The sequence below is a fragment of the Pseudomonas abietaniphila genome, assembly GCF_900100795.1.
Taxonomy (GTDB): domain Bacteria; phylum Pseudomonadota; class Gammaproteobacteria; order Pseudomonadales; family Pseudomonadaceae; genus Aquipseudomonas; species Aquipseudomonas abietaniphila.
The window spans coordinates 123,991-144,923 of the sequence record NZ_FNCO01000004.1 but is presented as its reverse complement, the minus strand read 5'-3'; the positions used below and the strand labels follow the sequence as shown (position 1 = coordinate 144,923).

Here is a 20,933-nt window from a genome sequence, read left to right as displayed (position 1 = left end):
CAGGAGTAGCACCATGCAACATTACTCAGGCTTCGGCCTCTTCAAACACTCCCTCAGCCACCACGAAAACTGGCAGCGCATGTGGCGCACGCCGACCCCGAAAAAAGTCTACGACGTGGTCATCGTCGGCGGCGGCGGTCATGGTCTGGCGACGGCTTACTACCTGGCCAAAGAGCACGGCATCACCAACGTGGCCGTGGTCGAAAAGGGCTGGTTGGGCGGCGGCAACACGGCCCGTAACACCACCATCGTGCGTTCCAACTACCTGTGGGACGAGTCCGCTCACCTGTATGAACACGCGATGAAACTATGGGAAGGCCTGTCTCAGGACCTGAACTACAACGTCATGTTCTCCCAGCGCGGCGTGTACAACCTGTGCCACACCCTGCAGGACATGCGTGATTCCGAGCGTCGTGTCAGCGCCAACCGCCTGAATGGCGTGGACGGCGAGCTGCTCAACGGCAAGCAAGTGGCCGAAGAAATCCCGTACCTGGACTGCTCGAAGAACACCCGCTACCCGATCATCGGCGCGACGGTTCAACGTCGCGGCGGTGTCGCGCGTCACGACGCCGTGGCCTGGGGCTTTGCCCGCGCCGCCGACGCGTTGGGCGTGGACCTGATCCAGCAAACCGAGGTGACCGGCTTCCGTAAGGAAAACGGCGTGTGCATCGGCGTTGAAACCAATAAAGGCTTCATCGGCGCCAAGCGCGTCGGTGTGGTGACCGCCGGTAACTCGGGTCACATGGCCAAGCTGGCGGGCTTCCGTCTGCCGATCGAATCCCACCCGCTGCAAGCGCTGGTGTCCGAGCCGATCAAACCGATTATCGACAGCGTGATCATGTCCAACGCCGTGCACGGCTACATCAGCCAGTCCGACAAGGGCGACCTGGTGATCGGCGCCGGTATCGACGGCTGGGTGGGCTACGGTCAGCGCGGTTCGTACCCGGTTATCGAACACACCATTCAGGCCATCGTCGAGATGTTCCCGGTGCTGTCGCGCGTGCGCATGAACCGTCAGTGGGGCGGCATCGTCGACACCACGCCGGATGCGTGCCCGATCATCTCCAAGACGCCTGTGCCGAACATGTTCTTCAACTGCGGTTGGGGCACCGGTGGCTTCAAGGCGACTCCGGGTTCGGGCAACGTCTTCGCTGCGAGCCTGGCGAAAGGCGAAATGCACCCGCTGGCCAAGCCGTTCTCCATCGACCGTTTCCACAACGGCGCCCTCATCGACGAACACGGCGCTGCTGCCGTCGCCCACTAACAGGAGAAATTCCTATGCTGCACATCTTCTGTCCTCACTGTGGCGAACTGCGCTCCGAAGAGGAATTCCACGCGTCAGGTCAGGCTCACATCCCGCGTCCACTGGACCCGGCTGCCTGCACCGACGAAGAGTGGGGCGACTACATGTTTTTCCGCGACAACCCGCGAGGCCTGCACCACGAACTGTGGATTCACGCCGCCGGTTGCCGTCAGTACTTCAACGCCACGCGTGACACCGTGACTTACGAAATTCTCGAAACCTATCCGATTGGCACCAAGCCGCAATTCGTCAACAAGGTTCCAGCCGTCGGGAAGGGAGACAAGGTATGAGCCAGTCCAATCGTCTGCCCAATGGCGGCCGCATCGACCGCAGCAAGGTCCTGAACTTCAGCTTCAACGGTCAGACCTACCAAGGCTTTGAAGGCGACACCCTCGCCGCAGCCCTGCTGGCCAACGGCGTCGACATCATCGGCCGTAGCTTCAAATACTCACGTCCTCGCGGGATCTTCGCGGCCGGTTCCGAAGAGCCGAACGCCGTCCTGCAAATCGGCGCGACCGAAGCCACCCAGATCCCGAACGTGCGCGCGACCCAACAAGCGCTGTACTCGGGCCTGGTCGCCACCAGCACCAACGGCTGGCCGAGCGTGAACACCGACATGATGGGCATTCTCGGCAAGGTCGGCGGCAAGCTGATGCCACCGGGCTTCTACTACAAAACCTTCATGTACCCGCAATCGTTCTGGATGACCTACGAGAAGTACATTCGTAAGGCGGCCGGTCTCGGTCGTTCGCCGACCGAAATCGATCCGGACACCTACGACAACATGAACCACCACTGCGACGTGCTGGTGGTCGGCGCAGGCCCAGCGGGTCTGGCGGCTGCACTGGCAGCTGCGCGCAGCGGTGCTCGCGTGATCGTGGCTGATGAACAGGAAGAGTTCGGCGGCAGTTTGCTGGATTCCCGCGAGAGCCTGGACGGCAAGCCAGCGGCGGAGTGGGTGGCCACGGTCGTTGCCGAGCTCAAAGGCCTGTCCAATGTGATCCTGCTGCCGCGCGCTACCGTGAACGGCTACCACGACCACAACTTCCTGACCATTCACGAGCGCCTGACCGATCACCTCGGTGACCGTGCGCCGATCGGCCAGGTGCGTCAGCGCATGCACCGCGTCCGCGCCAAGCGTGTCGTGCTGGCCACCGGTACTCACGAGCGTCCGCTGGTTTACGGCAACAATGACGTGCCGGGCAACATGCTGGCCGGTGCCGTTTCCACCTACGTTCGCCGTTATGGCGTGGCGCCGGGCAAGAAGCTGGTGCTGTCGACCAACAACGACTACGCCTACCGCGTTGCGCTGGACTGGCTCGACGCCGGTCTGCAAGTCATCGCGGTTGCTGACGCCCGTCACAACCCGCGTGGCGCACTGGTTGAAGAGGCGCGTGCCAAAGGCATCCGCATCCTCACCGGCAGCGCCGTGATCGAGGCCCGTGGCAGCAAGCGCGTCACCGGTGCTCGCGTTGCGGCCATCGATGTCAAAGCGCATAAGGTGACCAGCCCTGGTGAATGGCTCGACTGCGACCTGATCGCCAGCTCCGGCGGTTACAGCCCGATCGTTCACCTGGCGTCCCATTTGGGCGGCAAGCCGGTCTGGCGTGAAGAGATTCTGGGTTTCGTACCGGGTGAAGCACCTCAGAAGCGTGTTTGCGTCGGTGGTGTGAACGGCGTCTACGCACTGGCTGACTCGCTGGCCGACGGTTTTGAAGGGGGTGTTCGTGCCGCCAGCGAAGCCGGTTTCCAACTGGTCGAAGGCGTCATGCCGAAGGCCTTGAGCCGCGTCGAAGAACCGACTCTGGCGCTGTTCCAGGTGCCGCACGAGAAGGGCACGTCCCGTGCGCCGAAACAGTTCGTCGACCTGCAGAACGACGTCACCGCCGCCGCCATCGAACTGGCGACCCGCGAAGGCTTCGAATCGGTCGAGCACGTCAAGCGCTACACCGCGCTGGGCTTTGGCACCGATCAGGGCAAGCTGGGTAACGTCAACGGTCTGGCCATCGCGGCCCGTTCGCTGAACGTCTCGATTCCTGAGATGGGCACCACCATGTTCCGCCCGAACTACACCCCGGTGACCTTCGGCGCGGTAGCCGGTCGTCACTGCGGTCACATCTTCGAGCCTGTGCGCTTCACTGCGCTGCACGCCTGGCACGTCAAGAACGGCGCCGAATTCGAAGACGTCGGTCAGTGGAAACGTCCTTGGTATTTCCCGAAAGCCGGTGAAGACATCCATGCCGCCGTTCGCCGCGAATGCAAAGCCGTGCGCGACAGCGTCGGCCTGCTGGACGCCTCGACCCTGGGCAAGATTGACATTCAAGGTCCGGATGCCCGTGAGTTCCTGAACCGCATCTACACCAACGCCTGGACCAAGCTCGACGTGGGCAAGGCGCGTTACGGCCTGATGGGTAAAGAAGACGGCATGGTCTTCGACGACGGTGTGACGGCCTGCGTCGCCGACAACCACTTCATCATGACCACCACCACGGGCGGCGCCGCACGCGTGCTGCAATGGCTGGAAATCTATCAGCAGACCGAATGGCCGGACCTGAAGGTGTACTTCACCTCCGTGACCGACCACTACGCGACCCTGACCCTGTCGGGCCCGAACAGCCGTAAGCTGCTCAGCGAAGTGACCGACATCGATCTGGAGCGTGAAGCCTTCCCGTTCATGACCTGGAAAGAAGGTCTGGTCGGTGGCGTACCGGCTCGCGTATTCCGGATCTCGTTCACCGGTGAGCTTTCCTACGAGGTGAACATCCAGGCCGACTACGCCATGGGCGTTCTGGAAAAAATCGCCGAGGCGGGCAAGAAGTACAACCTGACGCCTTACGGCACCGAGACCATGCACGTACTGCGTGCCGAGAAGGGTTTCATCATCGTGGGTCAGGACACCGACGGCTCGATGACCCCGGACGACCTGAACATGGGCTGGTGTGTGGGTCGCACCAAACCGTTCTCGTGGATCGGCCAGCGCGGCATGAACCGTGAAGACTGCGTGCGTGATCAGCGTAAGCAGCTGGTGGGCCTGAAACCTGTCGACCCGAACAAGTGGCTGCCGGAAGGCGCGCAACTGGTGTTCGATCCGAAGCAGTCGATTCCAATGACCATGGTCGGTCACGTGACGTCGAGCTACGCGGCCAACTCGCTGGGTTACTCGTTCGCGATGGGCGTGGTGAAGGGCGGTCTGAAGCGCATGGGCGAGCGTGTGTTCTCGCCACAGGCTGATGGCTCGGTGATCGAGGCGGAAATCGTGTCCTCGGTGTTCTTCGATCCGAAGGGTGACCGGCAGAACGTGGAGTAAGAGGGCGAAAGTTCGCTCCCACGGTTTTGACCTGTAGGAGCGCGCTTGCCCGCGAATGCGTCAGATCGAATACATCAATGGTGACTGACACAGCGCATTCGCGGGCAAGCGCGCTCCTGCAGTGAGGCGCTTCGGCAACACAACAGAATTCAAAACAGGTGCTCTATGACCACAGCCAACGTTTACCAACAGCGGCCCACGACCGACGTCAAAGTCGAGTCACCTCTGTTTCACGCCGACCTGAAAAGCCTGGTTGGCAAAGGCCGCACCAACCCGGGTGTGGTGCTGCGCGAGAAAAAATTGCTGGGCCACCTGACTATTCGTGGCGATGCCCACGATCCAGCGTTCGCCGCTGGCGTGCACAAGGCGCTGGGCATGGAACTGCCGGGCGCACTGGCGCTGGTGACCAGTGGTGAAAGCTCGATTCAATGGATGGGCCCGGATGAGTGGCTACTGATCGTACCGACCGGCGAAGAGTTCGCGGCCGAACAGAAGCTGCGTGAAGCGCTGGCCGGCCTGCACATTCAGGTGGTCAACGTCAGTGGCGGTCAATCGCTGCTGGAGCTGACCGGCCCGAACGTCCGTGAAGTGCTGATGAAGTCCACCAGCTATGACGTCCACCCAAGCAACTTCCCGGTGGGCAAGGCCGTCGGTACCGTGTTCGCCAAGTCGCAACTGGTCATCCGTCGTACCGGCGAAGAGACCTGGGAACTGGTCATCCGCCGCAGCTTCGCCGATTACTGGTGGCTGTGGCTGCAGGACGCGAGCGCTGAGTACGGCCTGGGCGTCGCGGCGTAAGCACTGATCGTTCCCATGCTCCGCGTGGGAACGCATCCCGGGACGCTCCGCGTCCCATGTGAAGGACGCTGAGCGTCCTGAACTGCATTCCCACACAGAGCGTGGGAACGATCCGAGGAATAACTATGAGCCGCGCCCCCGATACCTGGATTTTGACTGCCGACTGCCCGAGCGTATTGGGCACGGTGGACGCGGTGACGCGTTACCTGTTCGAGCAGGGCTGCTACGTCACCGAGCACCATTCGTTCGATGACCGGCTCTCCAGCCGTTTTTTCATCCGTGTCGAATTCCGTCAGCCTGATGGCTTCAATGAGGCCTCTTTTCGGGCAGGCCTGGCTGAACGGGGTGAAGCGTTCGGCATGATCTTCGAGCTGACGGCGCCGAACTACCGGCCAAAAGTCGTGATCATGGTCTCCAAGGCCGATCACTGCCTAAACGACCTGCTCTACCGTCAGCGCATCAACCAGCTGTCGATGGATGTCGTCGCGGTGGTGTCCAATCACCCTGATCTCGAACCTTTGGCGCGCTGGCACGACATTCCCTACTACCATTTCCCCCTCGACCCCAACGACAAGCCTTCGCAGGAAGCCAAGGTGATGCAGGTGATCGAAGACACAGGGGCTGAACTGGTGGTGCTTGCCCGCTACATGCAGGTGCTGTCGCCGGAGTTGTGCCGCAAGCTCGACGGCCGCGCGATCAATATTCATCACTCGTTGTTGCCTGGGTTCAAGGGCGCCAAGCCTTACCACCAGGCCTACAACAAAGGCGTGAAACTGGTCGGTGCGACCGCGCATTACATCAACAACGATCTGGACGAAGGTCCGATCATCGCCCAGGGCGTCGAGGTGGTGGACCACAGTCACTACCCCGAGGACCTGATCGCCAAGGGCCGCGACATCGAAGGCCTGACCCTGGCCCGGGCGGTGGGGTATCACATTGAACGGCGTGTGTTCCTGAACGCCAACAGGACTGTAGTGCTTTGACCTGTAGGCGCGCTTGCCCGCGATGAACGCGGACGCGGTCTGTCTGATACACCGCGCCGTCTGGGTCGCGGGCAAGCGCTCTTACAGGGCCGATGAACGAATTCAAACCAGAGCAACCAGTGCGTTGCAGCAACACCAAGCAACGCATTTCTCCGTTACACAGCTGCATCCATAAAAACAATTCAGCGAGGTGAAAGCATGTCTGGTAATCGTGGTGTGGTGTATCTCGGCGCAGGCAAGGTCGAAGTACAGAAAATTGACTATCCAAAAATGCAGGACCCGCGCGGCAAGAAGATTGAGCACGGCGTCATCCTGCGCGTGGTATCCACCAACATCTGCGGCTCTGACCAGCACATGGTCCGCGGTCGTACCACGGCCCAGGTCGGCCTGGTTCTGGGCCATGAGATCACCGGTGAGGTGATCGAAATGGGCAGCGGCGTCGAAAACCTGAAGATCGGCGATTTGGTATCCGTTCCGTTCAACGTCGCCTGTGGCTTGTGCCGCTCGTGCAAAGAACAACACACCGGCGTGTGCCTGACCGTCAACCCGGCCCGTCCTGGCGGCGCTTATGGCTATGTCGACATGGGCGACTGGACCGGTGGCCAGGCCGAATACGTGCTGGTGCCCTATGCCGACTTCAACCTGCTCAAACTGCCTGATCGTGACAAGGCGATGGAAAAGATCCGCGACCTGACCTGTCTCTCGGACATTCTGCCAACCGGTTACCACGGTGCAGTGACGGCCGGCGTCGGCCCGGGCAGCTCGGTGTACATCGCAGGTGCCGGTCCTGTGGGTCTGGCCGCTGCTGCTTCGGCGCGTCTGCTGGGCGCTGCGGTGGTTATCGTCGGTGACGTCAACCCTGTTCGCCTGGCGCACGCCAAAGCCCAAGGCTTCGAAATCGCCGACCTGTCTAAGGACACTCCGCTGCACGAACAGATCGCCGCACTGCTGGGCGAGCCTGAAGTGGACTGCGCCGTCGATGCCGTGGGCTTCGAAGCCCGTGGTCACGGTCATGCTGGCGTCAAGGCGGAAGCTCCGGCCACCGTGCTCAACTCGCTGATGGGCGTGGTGCGTGTTGCCGGCAAGATCGGTATCCCCGGCCTGTACGTCACCGAAGACCCAGGTGCGGTCGACGCTGCCGCCAAAATGGGCAGCCTGAGCATCCGCTTCGGCCTGGGCTGGGCGAAATCCCACAGCTTCCACACCGGCCAGACCCCGGTCATGAAGTACAACCGCCAACTGATGCAAGCCATCATGTGGGACCGCATCAACATCGCGGAAGTGGTCGGCGTGCAGGTGATCAGTCTGGACGACGCACCGCGTGGCTACGGCGAATTCGATGCGGGCGTACCGAAGAAATTTGTGATCGACCCACACAAGCTGTTCAGCGCGGCTTGATGCCGTAAGGGACAAGAAAAAGGCGACCTCCGGGTCGCTTTTTTTGTGTCTGTCGTAAGCTGTTGCAGTGAACCGCGTAGGGCATTTCTGCAATTTAGAAAGGAAATTTTGACTTACGACCCCGCTTGTATCGAGCGTCGGTTCTGCGTGCTATTTGTCCGCCCGGTTTTTTTCAGGTCGTGGGCAATACATGTTGATGCGGGCGCTACAGACATTGGTTTTCGTGTGGATCGGGGTGTGTTTTTTTGTGGTGCCCGCCGGATTGGCGAGTGACGAGCTGGGGCCGGATGCGCAGCGCTGGATTTCTTCCACCGCGTTCTTCGAGAATGCCAATGCTTGCATGTGGGCGGGTATTCCCAAGCAGGTGTGTCAGTCGGGGTATCGCTCCGCTTATCGGCAGCATGTCCGGATCGCACCGGCGTACCGTCAACAAGAGGACTGCGAGGCTGATTTTGCACCGGGCGAATGTTTTGTCAGTGGCGCCTCTCATTTATGGGCGCCTTGGCTGTCCGGTTTCTCGCTGATTACCCACGCACGACTGCCACCCTCGTCGTTGCACGCCCATCGCCAGGCGCAGAAAACGCCCGTGGACAGGTCCTGGTGGCAGAATCTTCAGGGGATCAAAGCGTCGCCGGAAGTGGCGACCCGGGTGCGGTATTTCAGCGAGCCGCTTTACTGGGAGCGCGATCATCAAGGCGGACTCAGGCTCACGAGCCTGCGTGAGAAGCTGCGCAATGGAGAACAATTCGCCAACGTGTTCAGCCGACGCCCGCCTCTCCGGGCAGGGTCGGCGCTCTGGACGCGTCAGCTTGCCCGGCTCTTCGAGCCACAAAGGCTGATTGACGTCGCTGTACCGTGACCGGCGTCACAACGATGCCAACTGCCCTTTGTACAGAACCGGCCCGGTCGGTTTGCCCGATGGCGAGCCACCTTTGGGTTCCAGCGTGATCGCCATTGTGGTCTGTGTCCCGAGCAATTTGCGCTGGCTTTCGTTCAGCTCGACACGGCCTTTTCCGTTGTCCGGGATGACGCCCAGCGACACCGGAACGCCATCTACCGGAATGGCCCACAGTTCAAGACTGCGACCGGTTTCCACAGACGCTACGGTGACCGGCTCGACGTTCAGATAACGGTCAAAGGCTTGCACCGTCAGCGCCGGTTGCTGGTTGGACGCGACCAGCGTGGCGTTGAAGGCAGGCGTGTCACGGTTATAGATCACGCCGACGATGACGGCGACGACCAGCGTGCAGGCCACCGCAGTAACGCGCATCCAGCTCCAGAACGGCCGTTTTTCCGGCACGTGCAGGCGCTGCGGTTCGATCCTCGCGAGGATGTGTTGCCATACCCGCCCAGGGACCGGTTGAGGCTCAAGGGATGTGGTCAAGCCGACCAGGTTTTCCTGCCATTGAGCCACTTCCGCACGCAGTGTCGGATCATCCAGCAGCAGGGTTTCAAAGCGTCTGCGAGCGGTCGAGGGCATCAGGCCGATGGCGTAATCGGCAGCCAGTGCGCGGCGCAGTTCGGGTTGGCGATAGTTCATGATTCGAGGCACCTGCGCAGACGTTCCATGCCTCGGCGTATCCACGATTTGACCGTGCCCAGCGGCGCGGCCAGCTGTGTCACCAGATCACCGTGGGATGCGCCATGGAAGTACGCGGTGATGATCGACTGACGCTGCATGCCTTCGAGAGTGTCGAGGCAGTGCTGCAGTGCTTTGGCATCCCGGTGGCTTTCCATTTGCTCGTGCGCGGAAGGTGCCTGATCGAACAGCGCCTGGGCCTGTTCGTCGGTCAGCGGCTCTTCGCGGTGTTTGCGTAACTGATCGATCGCCTTGTTGCGCGTGATGCTGACCATCCAGGTCATCGGCGCCGAGAGGTTGGCATCGTACTGAGAGGCGCTGTTCCAGATCCGCACGAAGGCTTCCTGCACCACGTCCTCAGCCTGGTCGCGGTGCCCCATGCAGCGAAGGGCCACGGCAAACAAGTGTCCCGAAACCTTGCGGTAGAGGCTTTCGAAAGCGCGGCGGTTACCCAGTGAACACTGAGCCAGCAGTTGCCGGAGTTCATCGGCGTCGACAGAAGAAATGGGCACTCTCCAGACATGAAAACGACGACGACCCCGCTGGTCGCCCGAATGCTGGCAGGTTAGTCCAGGTTGAGCCGCAGTTCCATTCACCTTTTTTACTCGTCCGAGAAATGGGAAATCCACCGCCTGTCAGGCGACGCAGTCGCGACCCTTGCGGCTCATGCAGGGGATACGTTGCCCGCCTATAAAGTGGATGCAGGCCGGCGCATCTATTTCTCAGGTGCGGTGAAGGCTGGGCCTTTGGAACTTATCTCTGCATAAGGGTCCAACGCGTGTTTACCCGGCCATGGCCGGTTCTCTGGCAAATGAGGTGGGTTCAATGAAGGTTTCAATGAAAAACACACGCGGCGCTGCACTGGCGACTTTGATGGCGCTTGCAGCATCACCGGTCTTCGCCTTCAACCTGAACGATGCGGCTAACGCCGTTTCCGGCGCCACAGGCGGACAACAGAAAGCCACCGCCGCCCCGGAAGCTGCCGGGCTGCTCAACACGCTGGGCACACAACTGAACGTCACGCCGCAACAAGCGGTAGGCGGAACCGGCGCATTGTTGGGACTGGCCAAGAACAAACTGGCCGGCAATGACTACTCCAGCCTGACCCAGTCAGTGCCGGGCCTCGATCAACTGTCGGGCACTACCGCACTGGGTAGCCTCGGCGGTCTGGGCAGCATGCTCGGCGGCAGCTCTGGCAACGGCAACTCGGCTATCAGCAGCGCGCTGGGCAATGTGCAAAGCATGGGCGACGTGAACAAGGCCTTCGGTGCGCTGGGGATGGACAGCGGCATGGTCAGCCAGTTTGTACCGGTGATCCTGCAATACCTGGGTCAGCAGGGCGCAAGCGGTTCGGCGTTGTCGGCGCTGAGCGGGGTGTGGGGCGCCAAGTAATGCTTTGACGCACAGCAGGCATGATCGGCCGGGTATAAGGGCCAGGTATCAGGCAGGAATGAAAGCTCTCTTGTAGGATAACGAGACAACTGCCATCTGCTGATCGACATTAAAAGAAAGCAATGTCGTAGCCGAATCGGGATGCTGCAATGACGATATGCTGCCCCATGATCTGACGTGCCGCCGCTGCATTCCGGTCAGTCAACGCCTGCACAAGCTCCTCATGCTCACCGCGTGCTGCATGTGGAATATTGCTGAACACCGGGCCTCGTCGCGCAAAGTTCATGGTGATCAGCGCCCGCATCGGTTCGAGCACCGTGCGAATCATCGTCTCGAGATAGTCATTGCCAGATGCTGCGGCCACGGCCCGATGGAAGTCGAGGTCGGCGTTCACGGTGTCCAGCGTCGGTTCGCCTTCGTACTGCATTCGCAGGACCGCAGCCTGGATCATTTTCAGCTTGTGAGCCGTCATGTGCGTCGCCGCAAGCGCGGCAGCCTGGCTTTCCAGTACGGCCCGCACTTCGAACATGTTGCGAATCGTATTGTCACCGTCCAGCAAAGACGTGGGCTTGCGCTGCGTGGAAGGCTCCTCCGATTGGGGCGCCGCGGAGACGAACACGCCCACGCCCTGACGTGACTGGATCAGACCCTGCGCTCGAAGCGTCGCGATCCCTTCCCGTACGACGTTCCTGCTTACCCCGAAATTTTGCGAAAGAAACTGTTCAGTGGGCAGGCGGTCTCCGGGACGCAACCGTCCAGACGCAATCTCATCGCTCAGTGAGCGGGCGATGTGCTCAGCCAGATGAGGTCGCCGCGCCACGGGTTGAACATTCATTTCACTCATTCTTTTTCATCCTTCCGCTTGTCTTCTTAATCTACATCAGAAGACTTGTTCCCAACAGTTAAAACTGAATTTCGTATTGGTAATAAGAATTAAAATCCATATAAAACAATTAGTTGAGTAGATTTTAGACTCGGAGCCTGCGAGAGGCGCATGTTGTTCAGTTGAAGGACAACAGGACGTCGTGTACGTTAGCCTCAACCTGGCACGGGCGAACTCAGAAAATCGCCGCGCCTTCCACGCAACCTGCTTGAGGCGAGGCCCTATGAAAATTGCCAGCATCGAAACTATTCCGCTTCGGATTCCCTTCACTACGGGCGGTCCATCGGCCGGCGGGGTGTGGGGGCCGAAAGACCTGCAGATGGTCGATTCCTTGGTGGTTAAAGTCACCACGGACGAGGGGATCGTCGGCTGGGGCGAAACCTTTGGCTTCACCGCGATACCGGCAGTGAAGGTCGTGATCGACACGATCCTGGCGCCCGAAATGATCGGCACTGATGTCACGCGGCGCGAGAAATTGCAGGGCGACCTGCAAAAGAAGTTCCACGTCTTCGGTCGCAGTGGCGCGTTCATCTATGGCCTCTCGGCCATTGACATCGCGCTGTGGGATATCGCCGGCAAAGCGGCTGGCAAACCGATCTACCAACTCCTGGGTGGCAGCGAAGCCACTTCGCTCGCGGCCTATGCAAGCTTGATCCGCTATGCCGACCCTGAACTGATTCGGGTCAATGTGCAGCGCGCGGTCAACAGTGGTTTCCGTCATCTCAAGCTGCATGAAGTGAACCCAGACGTCATCCGCGCCGCGTGCGAAGCCGCAGGCCCCGGCGTGGAGATCACCCTCGACGTCAACGCCCCGTGGTCGGTGCGTGAAGCACTGGATATGACCGAGAAACTGCGCCCGTTGAACCTGCGCTGGATTGAAGAACCGGTGTGGCCGCCGGAAGACTATGCGGGCCTTGCACGGGTACGCCAGCACGGCGGGATTCCGGTTGCGGCTGGCGAGAATGCGTCGACGCTGATGGACTTCCAGCATCTGCTTGAGGCTGGCGCGGTCGATTTCATCCAGCCCAGCCCGGCAAAAATGGGCGGCATCACCGAACTGCAAAAAGTATATGCGCTGGCCAATGCCCATGGCGTCACCGTGATGGTTCACGCCTTTTATGACGGCCCGGGCCTGTTGGCCGCCGTGCATGGCAGTGCCGCCCTGGGGGGTGCGAAGTCTCTGGTCGAGTGGCGTTACTTCGATCTCGAAGCACAACTCTATGGCGACGCAATCATCCCGCGTAACGGCCGCATCGACGTGCCGCAAGGGCCGGGGCTTGGAATCGAGCCGGACCAGGACGTCATTCGAGACTACCGCTTCAAACCCTAACCGACCACTTGATCGACGCCAACGCGACCACCGCCGTTTCGGCATCGATCAGCCACGACGACATTCTTGATAAAAATAAATACGAGGATTGAGCACATGTTAGACAGAATCGTAGGGCCGATTTTGCCCGTCGCCTTTGTGATCGCGCTTGGCTACATCGCTGGCAAGCGGGGCCGGCTCACTCATTCGGACAGCCTGCTGATCAGTCGGCTGGTACTCGGATGGATTTTCCCGGCACTGCTATTTGTCGGGATGGCGAGCACGCCTCGTGAACAGCTCTTTGACTTCAAATTCGTAGCGGCCACGTTTATCGGCATCATGGGCATGTATGCGATCGCGCTGGCAATTGGCTGGTTCACCACGCGCAATCTCAAGGTCGCAACACTCAAGGGCTTCGTCAACGGGTACCCGGACGCCGCCTTTATGGGCATCCCGATCCTCGCGACAATGTACGGAGCCGGCAGCATTTATTCGGTGCTGGTGCTGAACCTGGTCGCGAGCCTTGCGATGATCCCGCTGACAACCATGCTGCTGACTATCGCCGATGGAAAAGGCAGTGGCACCCAGGCGTTCGTGTCGAGCCTGTCGGGAGCGGTACGCCGTCCGCTGATGTGGGCACCGGCTCTTGGCATTCTGATTTCGCTGCTGCAGTTCAAGCTGCCGCCGATTGCTGTGGAGTCACTCAATCTTCTCGGTAAGGCAACGCCTGGTGTTTCCCTGCTGTGCCTGGGGCTGATCATGTCGTCCGAGAGACTGAAAATGTCGGGTGAGGTGTGGGGCAACCTTGGGCTCAAACTGTTTGTTCACCCCGTGTTGATGTTCGCCGCCACTGTGGTGATGGGCACCCATGGGATTTACGCCCAACAGATGATCCTGCTTTGCGCGCTTCCGTCGGCGACTATCCCGGCGATGTTCGCGAATCAGACCGGCGCCTATCAGAGTGAAGCCGCGACCTCCATCCTGGTCAGTACAGTGCTGTCGATCGTGACTTTTTCTTTCGCGATTTACCTGATTGATGGAGGACTGGCCGCAGCCTGACTGCTGATCCCGAACGGCGGGGTATGAGGCACTCGTGTCGATCATGTTGAAAAGGCGTGTACGTCTGGCCTATACCGCCGGGCCGTTCTCTGATCGGCGGCGCTCGTTTACGGCTTCAGCCCGAGCTGCCCAGACGAACATGCCCGAAACATCCTTGCAGCGGGAATGGCGAGTTGGTTTGCGACGACTTCACTGGCTGCAAGGCAGGTTTTGAGTTGGGTTACCGAGATCGGCTGCATGGCCCATGCACGGCACACGATGAGTCTACAGTGGGCCGATTCTAGCTAGTGAGGATACCTGGCACTTGTCAGGTGCCGTAACAGGTAAGGATTTTGGTCAGGGTTGCTTTGTTTTCAGGTTTGAGTAGCGTATCGACAGTGACAGTGACAGTGACAGTGACAGTGACAGTGACAGTGACAGTGACAGTGACAGTGACAGTGACAGCGGGCAAGGCGATCAAGGCTGAGTTGACTTGGGCGACATGAACAAGGTCTTCGGCGCGCGCCTGAAAAGAATCAGCCGCTTGTCCGTTCTCCCTGCAACGCCTGTATCCGCGCATCTTTCTCAACCCACAACCGATTCACCCATTCCTGCACATACACGCGAAACACCGGGTCGTTCTCGTAATCGCCTTGCCATAGCGCGGGGTCGAGTTCGCAGGTCTGGATGTCGATGATCACCCGTGGCACCTGACCTGAAATCAGGTCCCAGAAGCCGGGAATACGGGCGCCGGGGTAGACCACTGTCACGTCGAGCACCGCGTCCAGTTGCTCACCCAAAGCGGCAAGAACAAACGCCACACCGCCTGCTTTGGGCTTGAGCAGGTAGCGATAGGGCGAGGCCTGTTCGGCGTGTTTGACCGGGGTAAAGCGTGTGCCTTCCAGGTAGTTCACCACCGTGACCGGCTGGCGCTTGAACAGCTCGCACGCTTCTTTGGTGATCTCCAGATCCTTGCCTTTGAGCTCCGGGTGTTTCGCCAGGAACGCTTTGGTGTAGCGCTTCATGAACGGATAATCGAGCGCCCACCACGCCAGCCCCAGGAACGGTACCCAGATCAGTTCTTTCTTCAGGAAGAATTTGAAAAATGGCGTGCGACGATTCAGCGCCTGGACCAGCGCCGGGATGTCCACCCACGATTGATGGTTGCTGATCACCAGATAAGACGTGTCGCCGCGCAGTCCCTCGTGGCCGCTGATTTCCCAGCGCGTCGGGATGCACAGCTTGAAGATCAGCTTGTTGATCTCGACCCAGGTCTCGGCAATCCACATCACCGCCCACGAGCAGCGGTCGCGCAGTTCGCTCTGGAACACCAGTTTGAGCAGCGCGAAGACCATCAGCGGGCCGAACAGCACCAGGGTATTGAGCAACAACAGCAGCGTGACAGCCATACCGGTGAGCAGGTGACGCATAAATCACTCGTGGTCATGAAAAGGGCTGGCAATGATAAGCAGCTATGCCCCGAGAGCCAAATCCAGCGGTCGCTCACAAATGTTTCACGCGCGGGGCCGTAGGATCGTGTTCTACCTTAGTGAGCGAACGAACGGCAAAGTTGCGGTCTAAAATCGGGCCCGTGCGACGCCCATTCATTGCGAGGAATCTGTTACGTGAAATCCCTTCTGGCGCTTCTGTCCCTGCTGGCGTTGCCCGTCATGGCCGCCGAACCGACGTTGTATGGTCGCTATGAATACATTCAGGTCTCTGAAATTGGCGAGACCTTCAAGGCGAAAATGGACACCGGCGCCCTCACGGCGTCGCTCTCGGCCAAGGATATCGAACTGTTCAAACGTGATGGCGACGACTGGGTGCGTTTCCGCCTGGCCACCAAGGATGCCGACAACAAGGTCTACGAGCACAAAGTGTCGCGCATCAGCCGTATCAAAGGCCGCTCCGATGGCGAGGACGACGATGAACCGGTCGACCCGACCAAACGCCCGGTGGTGGACCTGGAACTGTGCCTGGGCAACGTCAAGCGTACCGTCGAGGTCAACCTGGTCGACCGCAGCCACTTCAACTACCCGCTGCTGATCGGTGCCAAAGCCTTGCGCGAGTTCGGCGCAGCGGTGAACCCGGCGCGTCGTTATACCGCCGACAAACCGGAGTGCTGATAGAAGGCCCAAGGGGCGACGCTGATCAACTGTGTGCGAATTCATTCGCGATGCGGTGGTACATCCGATGAATATTGATCGACCGTCCCGGCGTCTCGCGAATAAATTCGCTCCCACAGGGAAATCAGGCGAGTCTGCGGGATTCACGCAGGTGGCTGGGTCTCCAGCATCGACGGACGCTGGCTGACTTCGTAATACCAGTTGGCAAGGCGCGGGTAGCGGCTGCGCCAGCCCAGATTGGGTTGGCGGAAGTCGAGGTAACCGAGCGCGCTGGCCAGGCTGATCGACGCGATGTCGAAGTGCGCACTTAGCTCGGTGACCGCTTCGGTTTCGAAATAGGCCAACGAGCGGGAAATTTTCTCGCTCTGGTTATCGACCCATTCGTCCCAGCGCTTCTCTTCGGGCCGCAGGAAGGTTTCGTAGCGGTTCAGCACCGCGGCATCCAGCACGGCGTCCGCCAGGGACGCCAGCGTGAGGCGTCTCCAGCGTGCTGAGCCGTCGCGTGGAATCAAAGGATTGCCAACATGCTGGTGGTCGAGATAATCGAGGATCACCCGACTGTCGTGTAGGACATTGTCGTCGGCCAAGCAGAGCGCCGGGATTTTTCCGCACGGATTGTCGTGGCACACCTCAGGGTGAGGATTGACCGGGGTGACATTGACCGGTTTGAAATTGACCCGTCCTGTCTGTCCTGTTTCGTGCAGCAGAATCAACACTTTGCGCGCGAAAGGCGAAGCCGCGTTGTAGTACAGCGTCATGCTGGGAGCAGACATGGGCATTCCTCTGGTCGAACCGGCCCTTAGACTAGTCAGGCCCAGAGCGCTGCGCAATGTCCGGCCGCAACGGGCCGAACGGCCGACGCGATTGGCGCCATTAAATCCTGCGGCGCACCATCAACCCCTTGATGCTCAGCCACGCTGGAATCGCCATGCCCACCCAGGCAAGAACATCCCACGCGCCATCGCCCAGCAGCGCGGCGAACAGGCCGATGGCGGTCAGGAGTGCGATCCAGGTTGGCTTGGCGAAGGTTTTCCAGAACGCCGGGTGCTTTTTGTGCCTTGTCATGCCGCTTCCACCGCTTGAGGCACGTTGACGGTTGCTGCGGCGCGACGGCGCACCCACCACAGATAGACGCCACTGCCCAGGACGATGATGGTCAGCACGTCGAGAATGCCCCAGAGGATTTTCATCGGCATGCCACCGTAATCGCCGAAGTGCAGCGGTTGCGAGAGCAGCAACGCGTCCATGTACCAAGGGCTGCTGACGATCGCGGTTACGTTCAGGGTTTCGGCATCGATCAGCACGGGCGTCAGCAAGTGTGAGGTCAGGTGCGTGTTGCCCTTCATGAAGACCGCGTAGTGGTGCTCGCTGGAAAACCGAGAACCGGGGAACGCGATGAACGATGGCTCCGAGCCCGGAACGGTGGTCTGCGCGATGCGCAGCAAGTCGGTTGCCGGTGCGCGCTCCGTCAGTGGTGGCGCATCGCGATAGGGGGCAACCATCGCGGCCAGCGAATCGTTACGCCATTGCGCGATCACGAGGTCGGCGCAGGCATTGAGCACGCCGGTCAAGCCGACGACAAAGGCCCAGGTCAAGGTGACGACGCCGATGAGGTTGTGCAGGTCAAGCCAGCGCACCCGGGTCGATTTGTTCGGCCGCACGGTGGCGAAATCCAGTCGGCGCATGAACGGGGCGTACAACACCACACCCGAAATAATCGCTAACACAAAGAGCAGGCCCATGAAGGCCAGCAGTAGCTTGCCGGGCAGTCCTGCGTACATGTCCACGTGCAGACGCAGCATGATGTTCATGAAACCGCCGTTGGCCGATGGGGTTTCCACCGCCTCGCCGCTGCGCGCGTCGAGCATGAAGGTGTGCGTGTCGTTGGGATCGCCACCCGCCGTTTTGCCCATGAAGGCATACATGCCGTTGGGCTCGTCTTCGTCCCAGCTGAAATACTGCACCACTTCGCCCGGACGATGCGCTTGGGCGGCTTTCACCAGTTGCTGCAGGTCCATGCGCGGCGTATTGGCGGGCATTTCCTTGAGGACCGGTGCCCCACCCGTCAGCTCCTCGATCTCGTGGTGGAACACCAGCGGCACACCGGTGATGGCAAGCATCAGCAGGAACAGCGTGCAGATCAGGCTGCTCCACGTGTGGATGAACGACCAGCGGCGGATGGTTTGGCTCTTCATGGGGCAAATACCGGGTTGAACGAAAGCTAAAAGGGCCGCTGTTAAGAGCGGCCCTTGTTTTCAGAAATGAGAGTTTAAACCATTACCATTTGTAATCCACGCTTGCGAGCACACTTCGACGATCGCCGTAGTAGCAATAGAAGCCGTCGCAGGTGGAAATGTATTCCTTGTCGAAGACGTTGTTGGCGTTGACCGACACGCTCACGCCTTTGAGCGAGTTGTTCAGACGGCCGAGGTCGTAATGAACCGCAGCGTCATAGACGGTGTAAGCGTTGCTGTGGCCGTAGTTCGGGTTGGCCACGAAACCATAGCTGCCGATGGCAATGTTTTCGGTTTCGCCGATGTAACGCGCACCGAACCCGACACCGAACCCGTCGAGCACGCCGGTGTGCCAGGTGTAGTCACCCCAGATAGAGGCGGCGTTTTCCGGCGTCAGTGGCAGTGGACGGTTTTTGTCCAGCGGATCGGTGACCTTGGTCATTTTGCTGTTGGCGTAGGTGTAGGAAGCCGTCACTTTCAGGTTTTCAGTGACGTTACCCACCGCTTCCAGTTCGAAACCACGGACCTTGGCTTCCCCGAGCGGACGCGATGTGCCGAAGGTATCGCTGAGCACGATGTCTTTGCGGGTCAGGTCATAGGCCGCAGCGGTGAACATGATGTCGCTGCCGGGTGGTTGATATTTCAGGCCCACTTCGTATTGCTTGCCCGTGCCGGGTTTGAACGCGTTGCTCTGACCGGTAGTAACGTCTGCCGCACCGCCTTGTTCCGCCTGAAACGACTCGGCGTAGGAGATGTAAGGCGTGAAGCCGGAATCGAAGACGTAGCTCAGCGCCGCGTTGCCGGTAAAGGCACTGTCGGTGCGGTCGTCACGTTCGTCAGCGAGGTTGTAGAACTTCGTTTTGGTCTTGAGCAGGTCCTGACGACCGCCCAACGTCAGGCGCCATTTGTCCAAAGCCAGCTGATCCTGAACATACACGCCAAAGTCGTCGGTCTTCTGGTTGTAGTTCTGGAACGCGGTGTAGGCGACGTTGCTGAAGTCCTGGCCGTACACCGGGTTGATGATGTTGCTGGTCGGCGCGCTGCCGTACTGCCACTTGTAGTTGTGGTTGACGCGCTGGTAGTCGGCACCGAGCAGCAGGGTGTGCTTGACGATGCCGGTGTCGAAGTCGGCCTGGAAGTTGTTGTCCAGCGCGAACTGGCTGATGTCCTCGTTCACGATGTTGGCGCCGCGCTGCACGGTGCCGTCATCTGCAACCGAGCCGTAGTAACCGCCGGCGGTGATGCCCTGGAACGACAGATCGCTCTTGGTATAGCGCAGGTTCTGCTTGAACTGCCAGACATCGTTCAGGCGGGTTTCGAAGGCGTAGCCCAGCGCGTAATAGGTCTTGTCGTAGAATTCCCAGTCCGGATCGCCCAGATTTTTGTGGTAGCGAATCTCGCCGGCCGCCGACGGGTACTTGGTGCCCTGAATCGGCAGGAACTGGCTGGTGATGCCGGTATCGTCGCGGTTGAACTGGCTGAGCAAGGTCAGCTTGGTGTCCGGGTTGATGTTCCAGGTCAGGCTGGGGGCGATGTTGTAGCGCTTGTCATCGATGTGCTCGACCGACGTGCCGCTGTCGCGCACCACGCCGCTCACGCGGTATTCGAAGGTGTCGGCATCGTCGATCTTGCCGGTGCTGTCGAAGCTGATCTGCTTGCGGTTGTAGCTGTCCACCTGAACCTGAACTTCATGGCTGGCCTGGGCTTCAGGACGACGACTGACCATGTCCAGCAGGCCACCCGGAGGCGTCTGGCCATACACCGAAGAAGCCGGGCCGCGCAGCAGAGCGACGCGGTCCAGGTCCCAGGTTTCCATCTTCGGCATCACGTAGGCGCCCTTCGGCAGCGGCAGGCCATCGAGGAACTGGGTCGGCTCGAAGCCGCGCACCTTCAACCACTCGGCGCGGCTGTCGCTGCCATAGCTGCTGGCCACAACGCCAGGCATGTAGCGCACGGCATCGTCGAGGTTCTGGACCGCGCGATCGTCCATTTGTTGACGAGTGGCGACAGAGATCGAACGTGGCGCTTCAATCAGCGCCGTGTCGGTTTTGGTGCCGGAGGCGGTGCGAGTGGCGGCGTAGGTTTCGGTCGGTCCCCACGCGCTTTCAAAACCGTCCTGACGCCCCTGAATGCTGGTTTCAGGCAGTGCCATCACGCCCTCAGGTGCTGCGATCAGGCTGTAAGTGCCGGCAGGCGTCTGGCTCAACTGCAAACCCGTGCCACGCAGCGCTTGCGCCATGGCGCCGGGTGCGTCGAACTGGCCCTGGACCGGGGCCGATGTACGGCCGGCGGCCAGCGACGGGTCCAGCGACAGGGCTATGCCCGCCTGACTGGCGATCTGCGTCAGCGTAGTCGACAGCGGTGCCGCTGGCAGATTGTAGGCCCGAACGCTGGACGCCTGAGAGGCCGCCAGCAGTTGCGTGCAGGCCAGCGGCGTCGCAAGGGCGACAGCGGCAGCGAGCAAGGTCGGTCGCAGAAGGGTTTGAAGCGTGCGGGACATGGGCGGCTCCTGAGTGGAAAGTGTTCTCAATGCCTATGTGCCGGACGAGATCGGGAAAGTGATAGGGCTAATCGAAAATAATT

Annotated in this window: 19 protein-coding genes and 1 pseudogene; 12 read left to right on the top strand and 8 right to left on the bottom strand. The window is 60.3% G+C overall.

The annotated features are described in order from the left end of the window. Nucleotides 1-13 precede the first annotated feature (13 nt). From BLS87_RS09815 to BLS87_RS09785, 7 genes are all read left to right on the top strand, one after another. On the top strand, nucleotides 14-1,264 hold the full coding sequence (locus BLS87_RS09815) for a sarcosine oxidase subunit beta family protein (RefSeq protein ID WP_074752295.1): 1,251 nt from the start codon (nucleotides 14-16) through the stop codon (nucleotides 1,262-1,264). A gap of 14 nt (nucleotides 1,265-1,278) precedes the next feature. Further along, the gene (locus BLS87_RS09810; RefSeq protein ID WP_074752294.1) at nucleotides 1,279-1,593 is read left to right on the top strand and encodes a sarcosine oxidase subunit delta; all 315 of its coding nucleotides are present in this window, start codon (nucleotides 1,279-1,281) and stop codon (nucleotides 1,591-1,593) included. Continuing rightward, entirely contained in the window at nucleotides 1,590-4,610 is a 3,021-nt protein-coding gene (locus BLS87_RS09805; RefSeq protein ID WP_074752293.1) for a sarcosine oxidase subunit alpha, read from the top strand. Before BLS87_RS09810 ends, BLS87_RS09805 begins: the two co-directional genes overlap by 4 nt. 165 nt (nucleotides 4,611-4,775) lie before the next feature. Beyond that, nucleotides 4,776-5,408, top strand: a complete 633-nt coding sequence (locus BLS87_RS09800) for a sarcosine oxidase subunit gamma (RefSeq protein ID WP_074752292.1) — start codon at nucleotides 4,776-4,778, stop codon at nucleotides 5,406-5,408. Between the two features lie 125 nt (nucleotides 5,409-5,533). Next, nucleotides 5,534-6,391, top strand: coding sequence for a formyltetrahydrofolate deformylase (gene purU, locus BLS87_RS09795; protein ID WP_074752291.1), 858 nt, complete (start codon nucleotides 5,534-5,536; stop codon nucleotides 6,389-6,391). Between the two features lie 198 nt (nucleotides 6,392-6,589). Continuing rightward, entirely contained in the window at nucleotides 6,590-7,789 is a 1,200-nt protein-coding gene (gene fdhA / locus BLS87_RS09790; RefSeq protein WP_074752290.1) for a formaldehyde dehydrogenase, glutathione-independent, read from the top strand. Nucleotides 7,790-8,051: 262 nt separating this feature from the next. Further along, nucleotides 8,052-8,648, top strand: a complete 597-nt coding sequence (locus BLS87_RS09785; RefSeq protein WP_167362047.1) for a DUF1190 domain-containing protein — start codon at nucleotides 8,052-8,054, stop codon at nucleotides 8,646-8,648. A 6-nt stretch (nucleotides 8,649-8,654) separates the two neighbouring features. Here BLS87_RS09785 and BLS87_RS09780 read toward each other — a convergent pair whose 3' ends face one another. Together BLS87_RS09780 and BLS87_RS09775 are read right to left on the bottom strand one after the other, a co-directional pair. After that, nucleotides 8,655-9,329 (bottom strand): anti-sigma factor, encoded by a 675-nt coding sequence (locus tag BLS87_RS09780; protein ID WP_074752288.1) that lies wholly within the window; start codon nucleotides 9,327-9,329, stop codon nucleotides 8,655-8,657. After that, on the bottom strand, nucleotides 9,326-9,964 hold the full coding sequence (locus tag BLS87_RS09775) for a sigma-70 family RNA polymerase sigma factor (RefSeq protein ID WP_074752287.1): 639 nt from the start codon (nucleotides 9,962-9,964) through the stop codon (nucleotides 9,326-9,328). Before BLS87_RS09775 ends, BLS87_RS09780 begins: the two co-directional genes overlap by 4 nt. A 241-nt stretch (nucleotides 9,965-10,205) precedes the next feature. Here BLS87_RS09775 and BLS87_RS09770 point away from each other — a divergent pair, with 241 nt between their 5' ends. Next, nucleotides 10,206-10,760: a DUF2780 domain-containing protein gene (locus tag BLS87_RS09770; protein ID WP_074752286.1), complete on the top strand. Its 555-nt coding sequence runs from the start codon at nucleotides 10,206-10,208 to the stop codon at nucleotides 10,758-10,760. Between the two features lie 109 nt (nucleotides 10,761-10,869). On the opposite strand, the gene BLS87_RS09765 is transcribed toward BLS87_RS09770, so the two are convergent. After that, the gene (locus BLS87_RS09765) at nucleotides 10,870-11,604 is read right to left on the bottom strand and encodes a FadR/GntR family transcriptional regulator (protein WP_074752285.1); all 735 of its coding nucleotides are present in this window, start codon (nucleotides 11,602-11,604) and stop codon (nucleotides 10,870-10,872) included. Nucleotides 11,605-11,866: 262 nt separating this feature from the next. Between BLS87_RS09765 and BLS87_RS09760 the strand changes: the two genes are divergently transcribed. The 3 genes and pseudogenes from BLS87_RS09760 to BLS87_RS33710 form a co-directional block, all read left to right on the top strand. After that, on the top strand, nucleotides 11,867-12,973 hold the full coding sequence (locus BLS87_RS09760; protein WP_074752284.1) for a mandelate racemase/muconate lactonizing enzyme family protein: 1,107 nt from the start codon (nucleotides 11,867-11,869) through the stop codon (nucleotides 12,971-12,973). 66 nt (nucleotides 12,974-13,039) lie between these two features. Further along, a complete protein-coding gene (locus tag BLS87_RS09755) occupies nucleotides 13,040-14,011 on the top strand; it encodes an AEC family transporter (protein ID WP_244165822.1) in 972 nt (323 codons plus the stop codon). Nucleotides 14,012-14,110: 99 nt separating this feature from the next. Further along, a pseudogene (locus BLS87_RS33710) lies at nucleotides 14,111-14,263 on the top strand (IS66 family transposase); the annotation flags it as partial. A gap of 263 nt (nucleotides 14,264-14,526) precedes the next feature. Here BLS87_RS33710 and BLS87_RS09750 read toward each other — a convergent pair. Further along, nucleotides 14,527-15,420, bottom strand: coding sequence for an acyltransferase (locus tag BLS87_RS09750; protein WP_074752282.1), 894 nt, complete (start codon nucleotides 15,418-15,420; stop codon nucleotides 14,527-14,529). Between the two features lie 195 nt (nucleotides 15,421-15,615). Here BLS87_RS09750 and rloA2 point away from each other — a divergent pair, with 195 nt between their 5' ends. Further along, a complete protein-coding gene (gene rloA2 / locus BLS87_RS09745; protein ID WP_074752281.1) occupies nucleotides 15,616-16,116 on the top strand; it encodes a retropepsin-like aspartic peptidase RloA2 in 501 nt (166 codons plus the stop codon). Between the two features lie 143 nt (nucleotides 16,117-16,259). Here the strand turns inward: rloA2 and BLS87_RS09740 are convergent, their stop codons facing one another. The 4 genes from BLS87_RS09740 to BLS87_RS09725 all read right to left on the bottom strand — a co-directional run bounded on the left by BLS87_RS09740 (nucleotide 16,260) and on the right by BLS87_RS09725 (nucleotide 20,850). Next, the gene (locus BLS87_RS09740; protein ID WP_074752280.1) at nucleotides 16,260-16,889 is read right to left on the bottom strand and encodes a glutathione S-transferase family protein; all 630 of its coding nucleotides are present in this window, start codon (nucleotides 16,887-16,889) and stop codon (nucleotides 16,260-16,262) included. Between the two features lie 100 nt (nucleotides 16,890-16,989). Further along, nucleotides 16,990-17,181, bottom strand: coding sequence for a hypothetical protein (locus BLS87_RS09735; protein WP_074752279.1), 192 nt, complete (start codon nucleotides 17,179-17,181; stop codon nucleotides 16,990-16,992). Further along, nucleotides 17,178-18,311: a PepSY-associated TM helix domain-containing protein gene (locus BLS87_RS09730; RefSeq protein ID WP_074752278.1), complete on the bottom strand. Its 1,134-nt coding sequence runs from the start codon at nucleotides 18,309-18,311 to the stop codon at nucleotides 17,178-17,180. Before BLS87_RS09730 ends, BLS87_RS09735 begins: the two co-directional genes overlap by 4 nt. A gap of 82 nt (nucleotides 18,312-18,393) precedes the next feature. Further along, nucleotides 18,394-20,850, bottom strand: coding sequence for a TonB-dependent siderophore receptor (locus BLS87_RS09725; RefSeq protein WP_074752277.1), 2,457 nt, complete (start codon nucleotides 20,848-20,850; stop codon nucleotides 18,394-18,396). Nucleotides 20,851-20,933: the final 83 nt, after the last annotated feature.